We start from the raw sequence: 21190 nt of genomic DNA, 5'->3' as shown, positions 1-21190 counted from the left end.
ATTCACGCTTGGGTGGCTGGAGGTTGAGCATCTTGGTCGCATATGGGCTCGTCGTCCAGATTGTTATTTCGACTGCGCACTAAGCCTCCAAAGAGGAGACCTATCTCGAACAGGAGCCACATCGGTACCGCCAGCAGGGTCTGGGAGAAAATGTCCGGCGGAGTCAGGATCATGCCGACCACGAAGCAACCGATGATCACGTAGGGGCGGATCCTCTTCAGGTAGGCCACGTCGACCACGCCGATCCACACCAGCAACACCACGGCCACGGGGATTTCGAACGCCACGCCGAAGGCGAAGAACAGCGTCATGACGAAATCCAGGTAGCTGTTGATGTCGGTCATCATCTCCACGCCCGCCGGGGTGGCGGCGGCGAAGAACTTGAAGATCAGCGGGAACACCAGGTAATAGGCGAAGGCCATGCCGGTGTAGAACAGCAGGATGCTGGACACCAACAGCGGCACGGCGATGCGCTTTTCATGCTTGTACAGGCCCGGTGCGATGAAGCCCCAGATCTGGTGCAGGATCACCGGGATCGCCAGGAACAGCGAGACCGTCATCGTCAGCTTCAATGGTGTCAGGAACGGCGACGACACGTCGGTGGCGATCATTGTCGCGCCTACCGGCAGGTACTGGCGCAGTGGTGTGGAGACGAATGTGTAGATCTGCTGGGTGAAGGAAAACAACCCGGCGAAAATGGTGAAGACCGCTGCCACGCAGACCAGCAGTCGTGAGCGCAGCTCGGTGAGGTGCGATACCAGCGGCATTGGTTGGTCGTTCTCTGGGGTTTCGCTCATGAGGCTCGCGGTAGCAAATTAGGGAGATTTGAATTGTTAGGCGCTGGAGTCGCTGGAGGCGGCGTATCGACCGCAGATGCAGATTCATCCACCGCAGGCGTCTGAGGCACGATCTTTTGATCGGTAACGTGCGCCACCAAGGTCAGTTCCTGGTTGGTTGGTGCGAAGATTTTTCGCGCCTCATCCTCTAGGGAAATAATGCGTCCGCTGTGTAGCCGCCGACGAATTTCGTCAGCGCCGATTTCACGTGCAAGTTCCTCTTTGATGGCATTAAAGCTGCGTTTGAGGCGGCCTACCCACATACCGGCCGCACGTGCAGCACCTGGCAAGCGCTCGGGGCCCAGCACTAACAGGGAGACTAGGGCAACGAGCAACAATTCAGTGAAGCTGATCCCAAACATTAGTCAGTGCTCACGCGTTGTTACGAGTTGGCTCTTCAACTCTTTGCGCCTGCACGTCTAAGGTGCTTGGCCCATTCACAGGCTGGGTGGTCTTCGGTGATATCGATTCGGTCGGTTGCTCCGCAGACATGTTGGGGGCGGATGGTGGTTCATCATCGTTCATGGCTTTGCGAAAGCCTTTAATCGATTCGCCGACATCGGTGCCGAGGTTTTTCAATTTCTTGGTGCCAAACACCAGCACCACAACGACTAATATAACAATCCAATGTTTCCAGTCAAAAATACCCATATGCCTGTTCTCTTTAAGTTGAATTAGCTAAATTTTTAATTGTATTAAAACAGATCCAATAGTTCTGCGATCGGCTATCTGAGCTATTACATCGTCATCACTATGACTTGGCCTTTCAAACTCCAATTATTTCTGAGTATTCTCCCCGTAAGCTGACGGCTCGAGGCGAACCGCCATTCCTTACGAACTGCCAGTGTCTCATTTTTGATACCATATAAACTATAAGGCTCTACCTTGAGATACTTTAAATTCAAAAAAATTCAAATGGGTAGGAGATAATCAGTCGAGTTCGAGTGATCCTACCGCCTGTACTGATGTCGCCTGAGTGCCAAGATTGTATTAATTTAGTCGTCAATGCCTTAGCCGGACCGCTCGGGATGATATACTGAGCAATCAAATCGGTCTCCCGCTCTTCTTCAGACTTCCCATAAAGTCCAAAATAAGCTGAGTCTGCGTTAACTTTACTGCCGTCGATGTCCGTCCCACGAATATGCTTGGCTGTCAAAGTCAAACCCGGTACTCCAAACGATTGCATGTCCAGCTCATAGCGAAGCTGAACTGACTGCTCATTTGGTGCATTAAAGTCTGACAATTCAGCGGCGTTTGCTAGGTATAGACCGTCGCTAAAAACACCTGCTGCCACTCCGGGACTGACGCTTCCTATCGCTGCGTAATCGTGGGGCTGGTCACCATCATTGCGCTGAAACGCCAGTGCGAATGTGTGAGGACCCGTTGCAAGTGCTGCTGAAATTGACGCTGCTGTGACATTAATATCACCTGCCTTTGCTTCTCCCGAGTTGAGGCTGCGGTATAAGTTAAAGTCAAGCGTTAATGATTGTGATTCGGATAATGCGATAGCTTGGTTGATATTGGTATAATACTGATCCATGAGGTTCTCATACCGAGAGCCATAAAACGATATAGATGTCTGATCACTGAGCGCGTACGTACCACCAATATATCCCACCTGTGGGGTGCTGACCCTTGCGAAAGCCAGTCCGAGATCGCCGCTTCGATTGGTAGAAAGGTAACTTGTACCTGAGGTGAAAAGTCCAGCGGATAGGACGATATCCTTTAGCTCTCCGCTATCGAGCATCCAGCCAGTTGCGGTCTGGTTCAGTAACTTAGAGCTGCCGGTAGCGAACACAGGAACTTTTGGTTGTAAGTCACCGTATCTTAGTGTGGTATTGGACAGTTGAACCTTGATGCTGCCCCCCGCTTTACTATAGCTATCCGCCGGCTGACCGTTGTCGCGAACAGGGAGCGTCACAGAGCCTGTCCGTTTGCCGCTTCCGTCGAGCTTTATGGCTCCATAGGCGAAAGCATCGATGCCGAAGCCCACCACACCCTGGGTAAATCCAGAGTTGAAATCAAGCATTTCACCCTGTGTCCAATCACGCTGTGTACCCAAATCGCCAGTCTGATGCCAATAGTGATTGCGGGAAAGGAGGTTGAGATGACTGTCTTCTAAAAATCCAGCAGACTCCGATTGGGAGTTTGCATAACAAATGCCTGTAGGCATTAGTACTAGTACGGCCCCTGCAGCTAAACCTTTATGGTAGATTTTGTTATTCATTAGCTGATCTCGAGAGGAGAGTTTAGTTGGGTGTAGCGTAAAATTCGCTTGCTGGTTATATTTATTTAAATAAAGAGTTGGTTGTTATTCTGGTTGGATAATTTGCATGGTGCAGCCAGCATGATCGGATTTCATAGCATGTTAGCTTCCAGTTGGGTATAAAATCATTATACTTTTGGAGCTGTTATCCTATCTTAATTTTTTTGGCTTGTTTTACTTGCTAGGCGATATTGCGCTGGCGACTATTGCTGGATTTAGTCGCGTCCTTATGTATTATTTTTTGATGAGGATAATGAGTGTTCCTGGTTATTAGTGTCAGGCCGAATTAAGCGGTCACTTCCCCAGGTACGCCACTGCCGTTATTTCAATGAGCGCACTATCGCTGGCAAAGTCAACTACTCTCACGCCGGACGCACTTGGCGCTACCAATCCTTTATAAACGGCTGCTCTGGTCTCTAGGGCCTTAAAGTAAATGTCATTGTCTGTTTTATAGTAAATAGTTTCGCTTACAACATTGCTAAAGTCCGCGCCATGGGCTTTTAGGATAGCTGCCATTCGCTCGTAAATTAGCTGCATCTGCTTTGTAGCATCGCCGGCATAGACCTCTTTTCCGTCCTTGTCAACGGAGGTGACGCCTCCAATGCGTAGAAAATCCCCAGCTTTGACTGCAATTGAAAAGCTGTACTGCTTCTCAAATTCAGCATTCAAATGAAACGCTGCTTTGGGCTCCATTGCAAACAATTGCGTGGATAAGAATGGCAATAGAGCTAGTAATAGAATTTTACGCGTTCTGAACTTGTTGAAATGAGATGGATGCGGGGTAGGTGTTGTTTGAGTGGTCATACATGTGCTCCTTTTTGTTTTTTATTAAGCTACTCTAGCTTGTGCTTCAGGTGTTAGACATGAGCCGCCATATGCTTATACATTTTGCGCCACGGGGCCAGCCATCGCCGGGATTCTGAATTTTAAGGTGCCTTCTTGAGGAAATTGCAAAACCTGGGTTGGAAAGAGGTTTGCGCGTGCTCTCGGGGCGAGTTAAATTTATATTTCTTTTTACTGGTTGCATGTGCGATGACTCAATGCTGCAGAGCAATCCTCCCGTTGGAAATGCCGGTGTTCTCGCTCGATGCAACTGATCAAGCGTCCTTGAAGATAGTCCAGAGCCGTGAACAAGGTGACGGTGCCGTGGCGCGCATAATTGTGTGACTACGTACGGATGTGACCGATCGTCAGGGCAAACCCCGGTTGGGTCCGCTCAAGTGCTTGAACTTGGCTATTTTCATCGCAACAGAGCACCAGCGCTTTGTCCGGCGGATCCAGGTAGAGGCCGATGACGTCCCAAAACTTCTCTTCGAAATGCGGGTCATTGGGCCGTTTGAAGGTGCGGGTTAGGTGCGGCTCCAAATCGTTGGCAGCCCAGATCTTGTCCACACTGGTGGCTGAAATTCCAGCCGCCCGGGCCATGCTTCGGCGGCTCCAGCGACGTTCACGGATCCGGGGTTGTGTGACTTGCTCAAGCACGCGTTGTACAGTGTCAAGGGGCAGGAAGGGTTTACGACCGCGACCTGGCTTATCGATCAAACCGTCTAGCCGCTGATCCTGAAAACGTCGACACCAACACGTGACGACAGGAAGCGAGAACCCGGTCAGCCGGGCAATTTCTACCCGCGTGCAACCTTGGGCCGCCAACAGAATCACTTGTGCCCGACGACCGTCGCGCTGGCTGATGGTGGCCGAACGGACACGCCGGCTCAGTTCGGTGTGCTAAGCTATGCAGTTGCTGTCCCAGGTCGACGCGATGGGCCAGAAGATCCACCGCCTTGAAACGGTCAACGAGCAACTTGCTCACGAAATCGCCATCCTCAAGCGACACAAGCTCGCCAAGCGCAGCGAGCAACTGAGCCCCGACCAAGGCAGTCTGCTCGACGATCTGCTCGATACCGATATCGCAGCTATCGAAGCCGAGCTGAAGGCAGCCAATCCACAGGCCGCACCGGCGGAGCCACGTCAAGCGAAATTACCGACTTGCTCCCTTTTCGCTGGGTCAAACAGGGAGGCTGATCGTTGGGAATATCCATCAAGCGGGAAGATAGCGATAGACCTTTGTTTCTCTAACAGAAAATCCTGCTCCCTCATATAAACGGTGAGCAGATTCTCGATTTGGGTTAGACGTAAGATCCAGTTTTTTTGCGCCCAGAGCATGACTTCTTTCTACAGCTGCCTGAATGAGTGCTTTGCCGACCCGTTGTCCCCGGGCACCAGCATCCACAACAACGTCCTCGATCCACGCACGAACTACTGTCGGAATACGGAAATGAATGAGGGTTAGCGCTCCCAAGATATCTTCTCCACCTGCCCCCTTTACGACCAATAAATCCGAGCATTCTGCACCTACGATCTGCTGCAATTCTTGCATTGTCATCGCCTTCGCATTCATGGAAAGCTGGGGGAGTAGGTCATTCAAAGACTTGAGCAATACCGGATTTGTCTCTCGAACCAACTCGATCAATATGGGTTGATTTGTCATTAGAGTTCCTCGGATAGGGAGCAGTGGCGAAGGTAAGAAGTCTATCAAGACACGGCACCAAGCCTCACACCATGCGATCAGACAAATTGCAGTCTCAATATAATACAGGCTACGCATGACCCGCTGGATGACGATGGACATCTCGCTGTTTGACAGCCACAGTCAAAGAAACCAGACGGGATGACCGGACGCTTACTGATGGTGCGCCTCGCTGGCCGGGAGTAGCTGAACCTGCTCGGCGTAACGATGGATTGGATGCAAGCAGAGCTGAGTGAATTGGGTATGGGAGAGGGCGGTGTATTGCCAGATACGATCCAGTAACTGGCGGCGGTGATCGACCGCCAGTAGAGTTTGAGCTGACTCGACGGACAGGTAACCTTCAGTGACGTTCGCGGACAGCAGGGAGGAGGCTTTTGCCTTTTGCGAAGAAATAGGTTGAGAAGCATCGTGGTCTCCAGGGTGGCGGCCGGACCTATGGCCTTTTAGCCTTTTTGGATAGAGCTCTTACCCTTGAACTCCCAATTCCCCTTCGACCTTTGATCTCCTTTTGACTGCTGTCCTTTTTACGCGGTACTCGGAATATTGAAATCGCCTGACATCGGTTTCTTGAGCTGGTACTGACAAGAAAAGATTCAGTACACTGCGGCTGCATAATTTGCGGGGCCTGCTATGAACCTTACTGACGCTACGCTCGTGCTGCTCCTCGCAGCACGCATCCATGGAACAGACGAGGTTGTCAGGGCCTCAGCGAAGAGCGTGGCCAAGAAGTTGCCGCGCAGCAAGCGCGATCTGATCTACAAGGTTATCGACAGCCGAAGTCCGCTCGACCTAGTCGGGTTTCTGGCAGAAAACCTAAATAACTGACCTGCGATCTTTTCCGTAGCCCGCTGCGTCCTAGGAGGCTCTCGGAAGTAGGTAAAGTTGTCCGCGGAAAACGTGGGTATATCAATGGATAAAACTCTGCGTGCCATGAAGTACGCTGATTACGATAGGAGGATTACTAACTGAGCAGCGCGTTTGTAGTAGCTGAAACCTAGATGCGTCTTTGCCCGTAGAGCAAAGCCAAATTCCCATCGGGCACTCTCGAGCAATTCGAGTGTTTAGTAGTTCGATTTTGTTCACGTTTCCGTCGGTTGCCCAGAACCGCCAGAAGTCCTCAGTTCACCTTTACGAAGGTATTCTCCGGCCTTCTTGGTTTCGTTGAGGGGGCAACGATCGTGCGTAATGTTCCCGTAGTCGAGTTTCTTCTAGAGAATGGTTGGCTCACGCCGTGGGAAGGCGGGCTTAACCAGAGACTGGACTTACTAGTGGATAAACCAAAAGAGTACGCTCTTCGAGAAAGGCGATAAATTCCCGCACTGATTTTGGTACGTATCGGCGTGATGGATAAACGACAGAAATTTCCAGGGTCCGCGACTGCCAATCATCCAGAAGTTGCATCAGGCGTCCTGTTTTTAGGTCTTCTATCACAAGAAAATCAGGTATTAGCGCAATGCCTATGCCCGCCAACGCCATTTCTCGGATAGCTAAACTATTACTAGCTGAAAATTGACTAGAAATGTTGATGTCACTAACGTGATTTTCTTTATGAAAGCTCCATTTTGCTGGGCTTGCACCTAAAGTATACAACAAGCAGGCGTGGTCCTGGAGGTCTTGCGGAGTAGTGGGAGTGCCGTTTGCATCGAGGTATGACTTGGTAGCAACTAAGATATGGCGAACATGAGCGATACGTTTAGCTACTAAAGTTGAGTCACTTAGTTCGGCAATTCGTAAAGCCACATCCACACCTTCGGTGAGCAAGTTGATTTTTTTGTCATCCAGACGGAGGTCAATGGTTATTTTTGGATGTTTTTGTTGGAACTCAGCCATTCCTGGCAATATGTGCATCAACCCAAAGCTCATCGGAATGGCTGCAACTACCTTGCCTATTGGCTCAATACGATCCTCATCAATTTCTTTTTCTGCCTCTCGGATTGCTTGAACAGCTACTGATACGCGTGCGTAATATCGTTCCCCAGCAGCGGTGAGAGATAATTGTCGTGTAGTACGATGGATTAACCTTGTGGAAAGTGTGGTTTCTAGTGCCGTGATGTGCCTGCTCACAGCTGACCGAACCATACCGAGCTTTTTGGCTGCGGCGGAAAAAGATTTCGCCTCAATCACCGTTATAAAAATGGAAATTGCCGTTAGGTTCTCCACTTTACAGTCCTCCCCCTCTATTTTCGCCGCTGATGAGCATGTGCTGTTGGCCGTTAGAGGATAGCATCAAGGCAATCACAGTGATTAGTAACTTTAAGAGAACACTGCATTCTAGTTTGAAGCGCTTATCTTGGCGGTGATCATGCCGCACGATTGATGCATCAAATAAAGGTGGGTTTTATGATCGTAATAAATAAATCCGAGGACCGTGGATCATTCAAAAATAGCTGGTTGGATGCAAAATTTTCGTTTGAATTTGGATCTTACCGAAAACCCGAGCGCCGAGGGTTTTCGGATTTAATTGTTTTTAATGATGATATCGTTCAGCCGAAGTCTGGATTTACAGAGCATTCACATTCAAACGTAGAGGTGATGTCTTACCCTTTAATGGGTGAAATTGAACATCGAGACAGTATAGGTAACTGCCAAAGAGTTAGTTACGGTGATGTACACTTAATGCGCGCAGGAAAAGGCATTTCACACAGTGAAATGAATCCTTCGGACAGTGAGATTGAGCATCATGTACAATGGTGGATTAAGCCAAAAAATTTGGACAGTGATCCTTCCTATCAGCTATGCACGTTTACGCCTGAAGATAAAGTTGGACGGTTGTGCCTTATAGCTTCAGATAATTCGGCGGACGGGGTGCTTTGCGTTGATCAGGACGTTAGGATTTACGCCTCCATATTAACGCCGATCGAGTTGGTGTGGAAGGTGCCTATGAATCGCCGTGCATATCTTCATGTGTTAAGTGGCGGTGTAGCTATTAATGATTTTGCGCTATCGGCAGGAGATGCCATCTTTGTGGGAAACTGCACGACAATTGCAATAAGTTCGCTAGATAGTGCGGAAGTGTTGCTGTTTGATCTTCGTTAATCTAAATTACTGGTCTGGGAGAAGGAATATGTTCGGCTATGCAAAATCAATTTTGTCAGTCGCTTTAATTGTTGTCGGTCTTGTCCTCGGTCTTGGTGATGCGAAAGCAGCAGAATCGTTATCGGCGGCTAAGGTTTTAGACCAACTCACGCCAGAAAATACAGCGTTGCTATTGGTGGATTATCAACCTCAATATGCTTTTGCTACACAATCAATAAGTATTGATGCTCTCATTAACAACGCGACTGCGCTGACGAAAGTTGCCAAGGTATTTAAGCTTCCTACAGTCATTACAACGATCACCGCGGACAGCTATGGCGGACCTATGTTTCCGCAAATTAGAGCAGTTATGCCAGATGCTGAAGTTATTGATAGGACGCCGATTAATGCTTGGCAGGATGAAAAAGTTCGTAAAGCAATTCATGCCACAGGACGGAAGAAATTACTGATTGCAGGTCTGTGGACTGATAATTGTGTAATGCTACCAGCCTTGTATGCACTTAAAGAGGGCTATGAAGTTTACGTGGTCACTGATGCAAGTGGGGATTCTGACGCTGTCTCGCATGAGCGGGCAGTGCAGCGTCTTGTGCAAGCTGGAGCAGTCCCTATAACTTGGTTGCCTGTCCTGTTGGAACTTGAAACTGATTGGACTAAAGATAAAACGAACGGCGAGGTTTACAATATTTTGCGCGATCATGCTGGGGCAATGGGTATTGGCGCCTTTTATAAACAGTTTTTAAGTACAAAGTAGCTCGTTTGAACCGTCGCGGCGAGCCTCATAGATACGTCTAGATTCTCTCCGCGCGGTGCCTATGAAGCTCGGTGGTAAAAATTAAGCGTTCTGGGTGATGTGATGCGATCTAGGGTAATAGTTAAGGCCTCCTTCTCGTGTGCTGATTGATTGTTGAACACTGGTTAAACCATTAAATTTATAGTCGGTGGGGCGTGCACGATTACATCGGCTTGACTGATACTACCTACACAAACTTTAATTTTTTTCCTAGCCATGTAGGTAGGATATGGACGACCGACCGGTGCAGCGAGGATCGACTGGCACGCCCAATTGAGTTCGTGTGGGTTGGCAACCATACCTACCGTGGCGGCGAATTGCATGCCTGCTCCTCTTCATCATTTGCCGTTTTCCACCTGACTGAATGTAAGCGCGCCTTGAACCCTACATTCACTGTCACCAGTCGATCCCTGATGCTGCGCTCCCGATTTCTTTCTGGAGCCTGCCCTCGATTATGCGCCCCGACGCTAAAGTGGAAAAAAAAAGCTATCTCCATCCTAAGTCTGTGGACTTTTCGAAAACTCCTCGACGGCCTAGTGGCCCTGGTCGAACGTAAAATAGGGTGCCATTCTCGGCACCCTGTTCTTCGTTATTCTGAATCGCCACAGTAATCGGATGAAAACTCTTTATCGGGAGCGCGACGGCTTCTGGGCCTTTGGCTCAAGCGCCTCGACGCCGACCGTTTTAGAATCGCCGTCGATACCACCGACGAGGCCGTCGTTGCCTGACCCGGTATAATCCACAGCATGATTTCCATGCCTGACGTCTTCCCGGCGACCTTGCATTACTCAAGCGGTTGCTTTGTGAATCGCAATCCAAAGTCGCCTATCTCGAAGAGCAGAATGTCCTGCGGCGTCAGCGCCTGTTTGTCGCAAGTCCGAACAATCTGCCGACTCGCTAACGCCACAGTTGGCCTTGTTCAATGAGGAAGAAGCTGAGCTTGTGGCGGCTGCGAATCCAGACCCGGACGAAGAAGTCGTTGCACCGTTCAAACATCGCGGCAACGTAAGCCGCTTCCGCCCGAGCTCTTCCGGACTGAAGTCATTCACGAATTTCCCAAGCATGACCTGAATTGCGACTGCGGCTGCCGCAAGCCCATTATGGGCGAGTGTACTAGCGAACCGCTAGAGATCGTGCCGCTGCTGATCCGGGTGATCAAATACATCCGAAAAGTGTATGACTGCCGTGGCTGAAGCTGCGACGGTCACCGTAGATAAACCTGCTCAGTTAATTGAAAAGAGCCTCGCCTCAGCCATGTTTAGCGATGCTGTTGACCACTAAGTACGTCGACGGATTGCCACTTCATCGTTTCGAGAAAGTGCTGTTGCGACACGTGATCGACATCCCTCGGCAAATCCTGGCGCGATGGGTCATTCAATGTGGCGCACCTGCAGCCGCTGCTGAATGTGAAGGGCGATAACCTGCTTGAAGGACGCGTTATCCATTGTGATGAAATCTGTGTTCACGTACTCAAGGACGAAGTTCACGAGCCCAACAGCCAGTCCTTGATTTGGGTTCAAAAGGGTGGGATTCCTGCACACCCTGATGTACTTTCGATTATGCATCCAGTTGTGGGGGGACTTGCCTGTGCACCTGCTTGAAGGCTATCGCGGCTATGTCATGATTATGCCGGCTATAACGCTATCACTTTAAATGAGGGCTTCGAGCGCATGGGATGCTGGACGCATGCACGTGTTAGTTCGTCGACGCGCAGAAAGTACAACTTACGGGCAAGGCACGGCGTGCTGATGTTGCGTTGAGTCTGATCAATAAACTCTCAGGATCGAGCGTGAAATCAAGGATGTCGGCGACGCTGAGCGCCTGGTGATTGGTCAAGCATGGAGCATTTCGGTTCTGAGTGAAATACAAAGTGGCTGGAGAAAACTGCATAGGTAACGTCGCAGAATGCCCTGGAGAAAGCCGTTTATTATCCGCAAGCAACTGGAACAAGCTCAAACGTTATGTAGAGGCGGGCCATCTGCCGATCGACGACAAACTGGCAGAAAGAGCGATAAGGCCTTTTGTCATCGGGGTAAAGCTTAGCTGTTCAGCGATGCGCCGAAGGACGCCACCGCCAGCGCTCAGATCTACAGCCGGTCTAGACCGCCAGGGCGAACGGACAGGAGGCCTATCTGGGGTTGCGCCACGTACTAGAACGGCAGCCGCATGCGCAGTCGGTTGTCGAGTAAGAAGCACTATTGCCGTGGGTGGCGAGCATGTAGTTGATAAAGCTAGCTTTTGATCCGTTTGGATTGGTGAACCCCGAAGAATCCTTTCTGAGCCTTAAAGCATAGCGTGCCGGCCACGCAGTCAGCGATTGCCAGCCGGTCATTAGAAGCACACAATTGAGTCCACCAATCATAAGCTTGGCTTTGGAATCCAAAGTCTTTCAATAGGTTAGAGGATGAGTTATGATCCCGTCCGCTGCGCCATATTCGGTAACCTGGAACACTGAACGCCAGGTCACCACAGAAAGCCCGCTTAATGCGGGCTTTTTGCTGTCTGGCATTTGGCTTTTCCTTCACTGTAGGAGCGAGCATGCTCGCGATGGACGTCAACGATGACGCGGGATACCTGACACCCCGTGGTGCCCTCCAGTTTTTCGCGAGCGTGCTCGCTCCTACTCCTACATAGCTTGATTACGAGCATGACGGTAATCGCTCACAGCTTCGTAAACGGCTTTGCGCAGTCGGTTGATCCCGCCGATGGGGCGGTGTGCCTCAAGCCCGAACCAAGGGTTGAACGACTGGTTATCGCATTGCAGGTTCAGTGCCGGGGTGTCGAAATCCTGGGCGGGCAGGGTGATCCGCGCCACCGTCTCGAAGGGCGCATCGTTCTCTTGCCATTCAATACTGGTGTCCTCGATCGGCATGTACTTGCCGGGGTCCTGCCGCTGTATCTGCAAGACAAAACACGCGGGCATCCGATCGGTCGATAACTGCTGGTACAGCGCATTTCGCAGAAAATTCGGTAACTCACGGTTCTGCGCGGGCAAGGTGTAGGCCGGGCAGCTACCAGGATCCGGCACGACCCGAAACTTGGCATTGGCCTCACCGAACTTGTAGGGCGAAACCGAAAAGTAAGTGGTGCGCGTCGGGCTTTCCGGGGCGGGGGAGAGTGTCGCCAGGGCGATAATCAGATGGCGGACCTGCCAGGTGCGCGGGTCCCAGCCCGGAAAGAACGCCAGCAATTTTTTGCCATCCGCCTGGGCAGCCACATTCTGACGATACTCGGCGACATCGCTGACAAAGAAGTTCGGATGGCTGAACATCACGAAGTCCTGTTCACCTCGACCCGGTTGATCGTCAAGCAGCTGTTTGCCGGGCACATCGTGCAGCTTGATCGCCATGCCCCGGGCATCGCGGATGCTGTCGAATTGAGGGTAGGCGTTGCCGTTGGACAGGCGCAGGGTCGCCTGCCAGGTTTTGCCTGGCTCGCTGAACACACCCTGACGCAGTTCTGCCGCCAGTTCCGATAACACCTGCACTTCGGCCTTAAAGCAGCCGTGAGCCTTGGCGTGGGCATCGCGCAGGTAGCGTGTGCTTTCACGGTGCTGGTCGACGATACGCACCGCCGTCTGGATGATGTCCTGGGTCATTGCGGCTTCACCGTTGGGGATCAGCTCTTGCGTAGATACCGGTCCACGGTGCTGCCAGGCGAACCATGCCGTGGCCAATGCCCAGCCGAGTAACCCCAGGACCAGCAAACAGAGCAGGGCCTTGCCGAGAAAGGCGCCCAGGCGCATCCAGAGTCGTTTCATGGCAGTTGCGCCTCCAGAGGGCCGCCCAGCACTTTCAAATACTCCAACAACGCCCAGCGCTCTTCGGGTTGCAGCAAGCGTCCGATCACGCCGTTGCCACGCTTGCCGGCGCGGAACTCGTGCCCGCTGTTGTGATTGCCGGTTATGCGCGTGTCGAACACAAAGCCATTGCTAAAGGCTTCGGTGCGATAGCCCAAATGCCGCGGGTCGTACTCGAAGGTGCCTTTGTAGAAGGTGGTGGCGCGTTCGTCCTGGGGCGAAAGCAATTGATAAATGCTCGGCACCGAACCGTTGTGCAGGAACGGCGGCGTCGCCCATACACCCGGCAGGGGCCGGGCCTTGTAGGCGCGCAGTTCCTGGACGCCGATCGGCAGGCCGAAGCCATCCATGTCCGCGCGCTCGGCCGGCGTGACGGCGGCCTCGCGATAGGCGCGGTTGCCGACGAATGCCGTGACATACGCCAGCCCCTTGGCCACCGACAGCTGGCTCAGGTCCAGAGGTTCGGTGGGGGCTGGATGCAGTTGTACGTCCAGGCGCGCCAACTCGGCCGGGTCCCACTGCAAGGCCGTCAGGTCGAAGCGGTGATCGGCGATATTGTTGGCGGCGCCCGGGTCGGTGCCGATTACCTCCACGGGCAGCATTTTCAACTGTTGCACCGGGCGCCCTTCGCTGATGCTGACGCGCGGTACGTGGCAACTGGCGCAGTTCTCTGCGAACAACGCGCGACCTTTGGCGGCCAGCGGCTTGTCCACCGCGCCCAACCATTCTTCCGGCCAGGCCGGCGGCTTGAGTCGTTGCAAGGTTTGTTCGATCAGGTGCAGATCCCGCACCCGGACGCTGGACGGGTATCGATTGTCGTCCTTGAGGGGCTGCCCTTCGGCATCGAAAAAGCTCAGCGTAGCGCCTACTCCCAGGGCTTCACCGATATTGCGCGCCATGGGCTGCTGCGCCGAGCCATTCCACTGCACCCAGTCGAAGGTCCACATGTCCCACAACTGTGGGTAGTCGACGGGGGCATTGGCCACGCGGTAATTGGCGGGGGAAATTGCGTCGCCGAAGCTGGCGTTGGCAATGCGCCCGAACGCGTCGGTACGCCCGGGACCTTCTTCGGTGGGGTAGAGCCCGCGGTGAGTATCGTTCCAGGCCACCTTCAGGAAAGTATCCAGGGAACCCTTGAATGCCTCGCGCAGTGCCTGGTGCCCGGCCTCGTAGTCCGGTCCAAGGACGTTGCGGGCGAAACGTTCGAACTTCCAGGGGTTGTAGTAAGTGGAAGCCAGGCTCGCGACCAGCGCCTGGCCAAAGCTGCCACCCTGCAAGGTGGGTACGCTGGAGGGCAACACATGCTGCGCAGAGCCGCCGTCAATGCGCACGGCTTGCCCGTTCAAGCGCAGTTCACCGGTGTGACAGGCGGCGCAGGTAATATCCAGAAATGTATCCGCGCTGCCGGGATTCTGATGCCGTGCGAAGCCCACGGGCAGGTTGCCGGGGTTGTTCGGCGTGGGTTTCTGCTCGGGGTCGATCAGGAAACCGAAACGCGCGAGGTAGTCCGGCGCGGCGAATCGTTGTTGCGAAAAGGGCAGTTCCAGGGCGGTGAACCAGTCGTAGTGCAAGCCCTTGACCTGAGTGCCCTGGGGCGTGAAATAGTAACGCTGGCGGTCTTCGGCGTTCCATTGCTCCAGGTAATGCACCTGTTGCGCGGCCGCGTGGCGCGGCAGTTTCGGGTTGGCGACGTAGTACAGGACCACGGCCAGGGCGAGGACCACCAAAGCAACAAAAAGAGCCAGTAAGCGGAGCAAAAGGCGCACGTGGACCATCCTTGTCTATTATTGCTACCGTTATGCCTTAGGGCCAGGGATGCGGCAAGGGGCCATTACGCCAGATGTTCAGCCTCCCTGAGTGCAAGATGACGGAAGTTTCATCATCAGCATGGTGAAATGCGTTTAAACACCTGAACTTATCGCCAGTTTGTGGCTCTCATGCCGGTAGCCATTGGTCGTGGCCGCCTGATAAGCTCGCGACTTTACTCGATTGCCCTTTAGGCGCATGAACAAGGAAATAGCATGAAACAGCATCGGTTGGCGGCGGCGGTGGCCCTGGTTAGCCTGGTACTTGCGGGTTGCGATTCGCAAACCAGCGTAGAGCTGAAAACCCCGGCGCAAAAAGCTTCCTACGGAATTGGCCTGAACATGGGCAAGAGCCTGGCTCAGGAAGGCATGGATGATCTGGACTCCAAAGCCGTTGCCCAGGGCATCGAAGATGCGGTCGGCAAGAAAGAACAGAAACTCAAGGATGAAGAATTGGTAGAAGCCTTCGCCGCGCTGCAAAAGCGTGCTGAAGAGCGTATGGCCAAGATGAGTGAAGAGTCGGCAGCTGCCGGCAAGAAATTCCTCGAAGAAAACGCCAAGAAAGCTGGCGTCGTGACTACCGCTTCGGGCCTGCAATATGAAGTGGAAAAGAAAGCCGATGGCGCCCAGCCAAAGCCGACTGACGTAGTGACCGTCCACTACACCGGCAAGCTGACCAATGGCACCGTTTTCGACAGCTCCGTCGAGCGCGGCAGCCCGATTGATCTACCGGTCAGCGGTGTGATCCCGGGTTGGGTCGAAGGCCTGCAACTGATGCACGTAGGCGAGAAGTACAAGCTGTATATTCCTAGCGAACTGGCTTACGGCGCGCAAAGCCCAAGCCCGGCGATCCCGGCCAACTCGGTGCTGGTGTTCGACCTGGAACTGCTGGGAATCAAGGATCCAGCAAAAGAAGACGCTGCCAAGTAATTCGCGTCTGCTTTAACGACAACGCCTCGCTCATGCGGGGCGTTGTTGCATCTGGCGTTGATTGCACGAACCTGTACACAGGTAAACAAAGCGAACAGTTGCCGTACACTGAAGTCATAGTCAGTGTGGGGGCCGTGCCTAACCTTCGGCAGACCTCCAAGTCAATGAAATATTAGGTTTTTTTAGATGGGTAAAAAACGCCCGATCTAAGTGCAGCCCTTATGCAGCGGGCCTTTCAGCCATGAAAAGTGGCTCTGTTCACAAGGTTATCCACAATTTGTGTGGATAACATTTCTGCCGGAGGCATCATGAAAGCACCCTGGAATTTTGCTCGTTTCCTGCCCTTGGCCGGACGCCTGCTCGCCCGTGGGCGCTTGCCGACCTTACTGTTTGCGGTGGCCAGCAAAAGTGCCAGCCAGGGTAACCGGTTGGGCAAGCTCAAGGAGGATTTGCGCCTGTTACAGGCGTTGTGCCTGGCGTACTGGCGTGGCGAATACCGGGCCATCAGTCCCAAGGCGCTGATATCGGTGGTCGCCGGCCTGATGTATTTCCTCAGTCCGGTCGATGCCATTCCGGATTTTCTACCGCTGTTCGGCATGATCGATGACATCGCCGTGTTGGCCTGGCTGATGAAAGTTCTCGACGATGAACTCAACGCCTTCCGCGCCTGGCGCAAACGCCAAGTCCCGGAAAAGCTCGCGGTGGTCGAGCGATTGCCCGACACCCCTGAACAACTCAAGCTGCAGAAACCGAAAAAAACCTGATTCGATCCCGTCTGTGCTTCATATAGATAGCCCCCGCGACCTTGGCCGCTGTTAGGATTACACTTCTAGGGAAAAGTGCCGACTCGCTAAGTGTTGTTGTCCTACGGGGTAATCATGGATATTCAGATAATTACACGCGAAGGCGAGCCCGAATACGCGGTTCTGCCGTGGGCTCAGTATCAGGCTCTACTGAAAGCAGCAGGCATCAACGAAGCACCGTCACGTGCGGCCCCGACGCCGCTCGCGACAACGCCAGACACCATTCTTCCGGGTCTGGATCAATTACGCAGTTTGCGCGAAGGGAAGGGCATCGCCATCGAGGCGCTCGCCCGCACGGTAGGCATCAGCCCGTCTTACCTGGCCATGATCGAAAGTGGCGAGCGTCTGCCCGACGCCGCGATTCGCCGCAGCCTGGCCTGGGAATTGACGGTGCCAGGGTGGAGGGATGAATCGTGAGCGTACGCATCAGTCGTCAACACTGGGATGGATTGCTGGGCGAGCTGGATCAGGCGCGCCGACAGCGTCACCTCCTGACCTACCGGGCATTGCTGGAGCGATTGCAGCTTCCTACGCCCGCCATGCAAACCCTGACCGCCGCACTTGAACATCTGGCCGCATTGGATGCCAAGGCCGAACAGCCGCTGCGCAGTTCCCTGGTGATCAGTCAGGGTGCCAGTCGCTTACCGCGTACCGGGTTCTTCGAATGCGTCGAGCGCTTGGGGCGCTTCACCGGCCCGTCCGACGGCGTCGCCGCTGCCTCATGGCATGCCTCGGAAGTGGTTCGCGTATTCGAATACGAGTACCCCGAATCGGCGGAAGCCTGAGTGTTCCTGAAGCTCAAGGCGCGGGCCGGCTACTGGCTGGCCCGCCGGTTGTTTCACTGGCCATGGTTCGTGCGCCAGCCTCGCGGCTGGCGCTGGATGGAGGGTCAATTCTCACGCATGGCCAACCTGGGCGATGTCGGCGCGCAGAGTTTCTACGGGCACATCCTGACCTTTCGTGGCGTCGGCCTGGGCGCGCGGGAAGAGGGTATTCGGCTGTTGCGCATGGCCGCACTGGCCGGTGATGGCAAGGCCGCCTACCAAGTGGGTGTGATCAGTCTGGCTGGCAGCCCGAGCAAGGCGCCGGATCCGGCGGAAGCGGCGCGGTTCTGGGCAATGGCGGCCAAGGCCGGACATCCATTGGCCGAGATCAAACTCAAAGAGTTGGCGGCTGGCGGGTCTTCGCAGTAATTCGTTTATTCTTCGATAAGCAAACAAGGGCACCTGCCGCCCGCGTTGTTGAGTTTCAGACAGCGATCACTTGGTAGCCGATCGACGGGGAAGTCCACTTGAGTCTTCACCCTTCGGATCGGCATGCCAACGATAGTGACCTAGAGAGGCGACTTAATATTGTGTTGGATCTCCAGCATCCTGAACGTCACTCTTGCGCCCTCGGTGGGATAGCCGGTGTTGTCCTGCACATACGCCCCTGCTTTGAAATAGAGTGGTTTAGTCTTCCAGCTCGGGTCGATGGTGGTTCTCCAGTTGTTTCCTGCTGCGCTGATGCCCAGTGCGCCCTTCGGGCTGAGGTGGATCTGGTAGGAAAAGTCGCGGTCGAGTGGCACACCCGTCGCAATGTTAATGACCCGGCCCTCTTCATCGTCGGGGTGCATGCGTACCTTGGCGACAATGTTCCCCGTCGAAGCCGACGTTTTGTATTGGTATTCCAGCTTCACCATGGGTTTGTTGCTGTCCTTGTTGTGAATCTGTCCAATCACGATCTTGCCGGTGCTGGGGACCTGATTGACTGTCAGGCTCGCCCGCAGGATGTTATCCGCCGCTGAGTACTGCCAGTTGCGCAGCGTTCCATCACTATAGGTTTCCCGCAACTCGCTGCGCGGATAAATAGCGTTGGCCGTCCTGGAACCGGTCACAGGTGCCCAGAAGGAAAGCGTAGCGGCTTCGGAGCTGAAATACTGGTCCTTGAAGCCTTGCGCCAATCGAGGTGTTTCTATTGTGGCCGGTGGGCTGCCTTCAGGGATGCTTAAATTCCAGGTGGCGAGATCGATCATGTCAATAATCCTGTATGCGGGGGAATGTTGCGGCCACAGTTGCACTCGAACCGACGCTATTGAGCTGTATCAATTGGGCCTGCTGATTAGGAAAATCCGTATGGCGGTAGATTGACGTCAAATGCTCGTCAAGGTGTTTGGTGCAGGCTTTGTGCCTACGGGTTTTACCGTTCGTCGGCTATTTTTGTTTTGGATGGAACTAATCCGCGGTGCGCAGTCGCTGCGGAGAAGGGACCCTGGCCAACACCAGCGTTCAGGTCGGAAGGGACGAGTGCATGCACTGGATGAAGAACACGCGCAGAATCCGGTTCTAAATAACCGGCCGCCGCGCCATAAAGACAGGAGACCGCTCATGAGCCGCCGAAGCAATTTTGCGCTGTTGAGCTTTGATCCGGAGCTTGCGTCGTTGCGCGATGGCCTTTCTGTCGTTCAGCAGATTGACGACACACTCTGGGTTGCGAACGACGAAACCACGAGCCTGGAACGCCTGAAAATCCAGGATGCTGCGCCCGACGGTGTTGTAAGGTGCGACGAGCACCATTCGTTTCCGCTCCTGGACTATCTGGATCTGCCCCTACCGAAACAAGACGCCGAGATCGATATCGAGGGCTTGGCCTATGTTCCTGACAGTGGTTACCTCTGGGTGGTGGGCTCTCATAGCCTGAAGCGCAAGAAGTGCAAGGCCGGCACTTCTGCACAGAAGAATATCAAGCGCCTGTCGACGGTAGAGGCGCATGGCAATCGTTTTCTGCTGGCCCGCATCCCTGTCGTGCAGCAGAACGACAGCTATGTACTCGCCAGGAAAGTGGATGCCGATGGACGTACAGCGGCGCAGCTGCGGGGCAACGAAGTCGGTAACGACCTGACCGCGGCTATTGCTGAAGATCCTCAGCTACGCGACTTCCTGCGTATCCCGGGTAAGGACAACGGCTTCGATATCGAAGGGATGGTGATGATCGGCTCGCGTCTCCTGCTGGGGCTGCGTGGGCCGGTGCTACGCGGCTGGGCCGTGTTGTTGGAGATCGAACCCGAGCTGAACGACGCTTCGTCTGACACCCTGGTGCTAAAGAAGATCGGTCCGGATGGGTGCCGCTACCGCAAGCACTTCTTCGCGCTCAATGGCCTGGGCTTGCGTGACCTGTGCACCCGCGGTGACGATCTGCTGATCCTGGCGGGCCCCACGATGGAGCTGGACGGTCCGGTAACGGTCTTGCGCTGGGGCGGCGGTTTCGCGTCTGACGAGCAAAACGTGGTTTTCGCCGATCAATTGGAGAAGGTGCTGGAGGTGCCTTTCGGGCAAGGCAACGATCACGCTGAAGGCATGTGTCTGTTTGAATCGGGCGGGCAGCCTGGGGAGGTTCTGATGATCGTCTACGACTCTGCGGCGCAGAGTCGTAAACACGGCGATACGGATGTGGAAGGGGACCTGTTCATCCTGGATTAGCCAAGTACATCGACGTCAACGCGGGCGTCACCCATCATTGGCACCGGCTCTTCATCGTCGTGCTGCTGGCAGAGGAATTCGCGTATCGCTTCGGCGGTTCGCCTGGCGCTGGTCACCACGAAAAAATGCCCCTCGCCCTGCAGGGTGCGCAGTTCGGCTCGGCGAATGGTGCGGCGCAGGATGTGCGCGTTGTACAGCCGCACCAGGGTGTCGCGTTCGCCGGTGAGAATCAGCGTGCGCTGTCGCAGACGGAACAGCCGCAACAGGCTGGTCCAGCCGACCAGGGCGGTGAGCTGGTGGTAATAGGTTCGCGGGTTGGCCGTGAGCATGCCCTTCATCACACCGAAGCGCAGCAGTGTATGCAGTGAATTGCGCGAGCCTTTTTGCGTGTGTTGCCTGGGGCTTTTGCTGCTGGCAAAAAAGTCCAGGATGTCGGCGGGCTTCACCAGCATTGCCGGGCCAGCTGATGTTGCCGCCAGGATCAGCCGGCGCACCATGCCCGGGTAACGCAGGGCGAATTCCTGCGCCAATGCACCGCCCCAACTTACGCCGAACACATCGACCTGGTCGATGCCCAATTGCTTGAGCAGCTCGGCGATCAGGTCGGCATGGCGCGGCAGACGCATGGGCCAGCGCGGCATTTGCGATTTGCCGACCCCGGGCACGTCCAGCGTAATGGTCCTGTAGTCCGCCAGTTCATCGCGCAAGGGGTCGAAAGTACGGATCAAACCGCCCAGGCCGTTGAGCAAGAGCAGCGGTGAGCCTTGGCCGCGGATGGAAACGTTCAACTGCAGGTCTTTGATGGTGATTTTTTGCGTGGTCATGGTTTCCCCTTGGGCCTGCCCGCTGTTAAGACAGCGTCTGGGGTGCAGATGATCCCTGGCCGATTAGCCGAGGAAACCATTTCAACATCAACCCTGATGAATTCAATCGGTTGAAC

The 21190-nt window shown here is 54.1% G+C and carries 20 protein-coding genes and 4 pseudogenes; 11 read left to right on the top strand and 13 right to left on the bottom strand.

Annotation, left to right across the window (positions count from 1 at the left end):
* Positions 1–2 precede the first annotated feature (2 nt).
* From tatC to AC1Q8Q_RS05340, 6 genes and pseudogenes are all read right to left on the bottom strand, one after another.
* A complete protein-coding gene (gene tatC, locus AC1Q8Q_RS05365) occupies positions 3–797 on the bottom strand; it encodes a twin-arginine translocase subunit TatC (RefSeq protein ID WP_064614978.1) in 795 nt (264 codons plus the stop codon).
* On the bottom strand, positions 794–1198 hold the full coding sequence (gene tatB, locus AC1Q8Q_RS05360; protein WP_013973853.1) for a Sec-independent protein translocase protein TatB: 405 nt from the start codon (positions 1196–1198) through the stop codon (positions 794–796). Before tatB ends, tatC begins: the two co-directional genes overlap by 4 nt.
* Before the next feature lie 10 nt (positions 1199–1208).
* Entirely contained in the window at positions 1209–1487 is a 279-nt protein-coding gene (locus tag AC1Q8Q_RS05355) for a twin-arginine translocase TatA/TatE family subunit (RefSeq protein ID WP_024087607.1), read from the bottom strand.
* A 250-nt stretch (positions 1488–1737) separates the two neighbouring features.
* Complete coding sequence (locus AC1Q8Q_RS05350) at positions 1738–3063, bottom strand: OprD family outer membrane porin (RefSeq protein ID WP_064614977.1); 1326 nt, start codon at positions 3061–3063, stop codon at positions 1738–1740.
* 333 nt (positions 3064–3396) lie between these two features.
* Complete coding sequence (locus AC1Q8Q_RS05345; RefSeq protein WP_052760636.1) at positions 3397–3906, bottom strand: RidA family protein; 510 nt, start codon at positions 3904–3906, stop codon at positions 3397–3399.
* Positions 3907–4170: 264 nt separating this feature from the next.
* Positions 4171–4818 (bottom strand): annotated as a pseudogene (locus AC1Q8Q_RS05340) (IS630 family transposase); the annotation flags it as partial.
* A 16-nt stretch (positions 4819–4834) separates the two neighbouring features.
* On the opposite strand from AC1Q8Q_RS05340, the pseudogene AC1Q8Q_RS05335 reads away from it, so the two are divergent.
* A pseudogene (locus AC1Q8Q_RS05335) lies at positions 4835–5074 on the top strand (transposase domain-containing protein); the annotation flags it as partial.
* A gap of 66 nt (positions 5075–5140) precedes the next feature.
* Here AC1Q8Q_RS05335 and AC1Q8Q_RS05330 read toward each other — a convergent pair.
* Both AC1Q8Q_RS05330 and AC1Q8Q_RS05325 read right to left on the bottom strand, forming a co-directional pair.
* Complete coding sequence (locus tag AC1Q8Q_RS05330) at positions 5141–5590, bottom strand: GNAT family N-acetyltransferase (RefSeq protein ID WP_080956999.1); 450 nt, start codon at positions 5588–5590, stop codon at positions 5141–5143.
* A gap of 198 nt (positions 5591–5788) precedes the next feature.
* A pseudogene (locus AC1Q8Q_RS05325) lies at positions 5789–6036 on the bottom strand (TraI domain-containing protein); the annotation flags it as partial.
* A gap of 223 nt (positions 6037–6259) precedes the next feature.
* On the opposite strand from AC1Q8Q_RS05325, the gene AC1Q8Q_RS05320 reads away from it, so the two are divergent.
* A complete protein-coding gene (locus tag AC1Q8Q_RS05320) occupies positions 6260–6454 on the top strand; it encodes a DUF7740 domain-containing protein (RefSeq protein WP_046816069.1) in 195 nt (64 codons plus the stop codon).
* Positions 6455–6874: 420 nt separating this feature from the next.
* Here AC1Q8Q_RS05320 and AC1Q8Q_RS05315 read toward each other — a convergent pair whose 3' ends face one another.
* A complete protein-coding gene (locus AC1Q8Q_RS05315) occupies positions 6875–7789 on the bottom strand; it encodes a LysR family transcriptional regulator (protein WP_095963993.1) in 915 nt (304 codons plus the stop codon).
* 180 nt (positions 7790–7969) lie between these two features.
* On the opposite strand from AC1Q8Q_RS05315, the gene AC1Q8Q_RS05310 reads away from it, so the two are divergent.
* The 3 genes and pseudogenes from AC1Q8Q_RS05310 (at position 7970) to tnpC (ending at position 11644) form a co-directional block, all read left to right on the top strand.
* Entirely contained in the window at positions 7970–8665 is a 696-nt protein-coding gene (locus tag AC1Q8Q_RS05310) for a pirin family protein (RefSeq protein WP_158296375.1), read from the top strand.
* 28 nt (positions 8666–8693) lie between these two features.
* Positions 8694–9416, top strand: a complete 723-nt coding sequence (locus AC1Q8Q_RS05305) for a hydrolase (RefSeq protein WP_080957002.1) — start codon at positions 8694–8696, stop codon at positions 9414–9416.
* A gap of 785 nt (positions 9417–10201) precedes the next feature.
* Positions 10202–11644, top strand: a pseudogene (gene tnpC, locus AC1Q8Q_RS05300) (IS66 family transposase).
* A gap of 437 nt (positions 11645–12081) precedes the next feature.
* Here tnpC and AC1Q8Q_RS05295 read toward each other — a convergent pair.
* Positions 12082–13215: a catalase family protein gene (locus tag AC1Q8Q_RS05295; protein WP_033043082.1), complete on the bottom strand. Its 1134-nt coding sequence runs from the start codon at positions 13213–13215 to the stop codon at positions 12082–12084.
* Positions 13212–15020: a di-heme-cytochrome C peroxidase gene (locus tag AC1Q8Q_RS05290; protein ID WP_492614880.1), complete on the bottom strand. Its 1809-nt coding sequence runs from the start codon at positions 15018–15020 to the stop codon at positions 13212–13214. The genes AC1Q8Q_RS05295 and AC1Q8Q_RS05290 overlap by 4 nt, the downstream gene beginning before the upstream one ends.
* 255 nt (positions 15021–15275) lie before the next feature.
* On the opposite strand from AC1Q8Q_RS05290, the gene bamJ reads away from it, so the two are divergent.
* The 5 genes from bamJ to AC1Q8Q_RS05265 all read left to right on the top strand — a co-directional run bounded on the left by bamJ (position 15276) and on the right by AC1Q8Q_RS05265 (position 17985).
* Positions 15276–15989 (top strand): BamJ family beta-barrel-assembly machinery protein, encoded by a 714-nt coding sequence (gene bamJ, locus AC1Q8Q_RS05285; RefSeq protein WP_020796775.1) that lies wholly within the window; start codon positions 15276–15278, stop codon positions 15987–15989.
* 308 nt (positions 15990–16297) lie between these two features.
* Entirely contained in the window at positions 16298–16753 is a 456-nt protein-coding gene (locus AC1Q8Q_RS05280; RefSeq protein WP_492614879.1) for a YkvA family protein, read from the top strand.
* Positions 16754–16867: 114 nt separating this feature from the next.
* Positions 16868–17209, top strand: a complete 342-nt coding sequence (locus tag AC1Q8Q_RS05275) for a helix-turn-helix domain-containing protein (RefSeq protein ID WP_033043089.1) — start codon at positions 16868–16870, stop codon at positions 17207–17209.
* A complete protein-coding gene (locus AC1Q8Q_RS05270; RefSeq protein ID WP_020796778.1) occupies positions 17206–17577 on the top strand; it encodes a hypothetical protein in 372 nt (123 codons plus the stop codon). Before AC1Q8Q_RS05275 ends, AC1Q8Q_RS05270 begins: the two co-directional genes overlap by 4 nt.
* Positions 17578–17985 carry an SEL1-like repeat protein gene (locus AC1Q8Q_RS05265; protein WP_083349628.1) on the top strand — a complete coding sequence of 136 codons (408 nt, stop codon included), beginning with the start codon at positions 17578–17580 and terminating at the stop codon, positions 17983–17985.
* A 140-nt stretch (positions 17986–18125) separates the two neighbouring features.
* On the opposite strand, the gene AC1Q8Q_RS05260 is transcribed toward AC1Q8Q_RS05265, so the two are convergent.
* Positions 18126–18806 carry a polysaccharide lyase family 7 protein gene (locus AC1Q8Q_RS05260; RefSeq protein WP_083349627.1) on the bottom strand — a complete coding sequence of 227 codons (681 nt, stop codon included), beginning with the start codon at positions 18804–18806 and terminating at the stop codon, positions 18126–18128.
* 352 nt (positions 18807–19158) lie between these two features.
* On the opposite strand from AC1Q8Q_RS05260, the gene AC1Q8Q_RS05255 reads away from it, so the two are divergent.
* Positions 19159–20250, top strand: coding sequence for a DUF3616 domain-containing protein (locus AC1Q8Q_RS05255; RefSeq protein WP_168759221.1), 1092 nt, complete (start codon positions 19159–19161; stop codon positions 20248–20250).
* Here the strand turns inward: AC1Q8Q_RS05255 and AC1Q8Q_RS05250 are convergent.
* Positions 20247–21074, bottom strand: a complete 828-nt coding sequence (locus AC1Q8Q_RS05250) for an alpha/beta fold hydrolase (protein ID WP_492614878.1) — start codon at positions 21072–21074, stop codon at positions 20247–20249. The two genes, AC1Q8Q_RS05255 and AC1Q8Q_RS05250, sit on opposite strands and share 4 nt — an antisense overlap.
* Positions 21075–21190 lie beyond the last annotated feature (116 nt).

The sequence above is a fragment of the Pseudomonas sp. GW823-FHT06B06 genome (assembly GCF_058795195.1).
The sequence above is the reverse complement of the archived record's forward strand: the minus strand, read 5'-3'. Positions and strand labels throughout refer to the sequence as shown.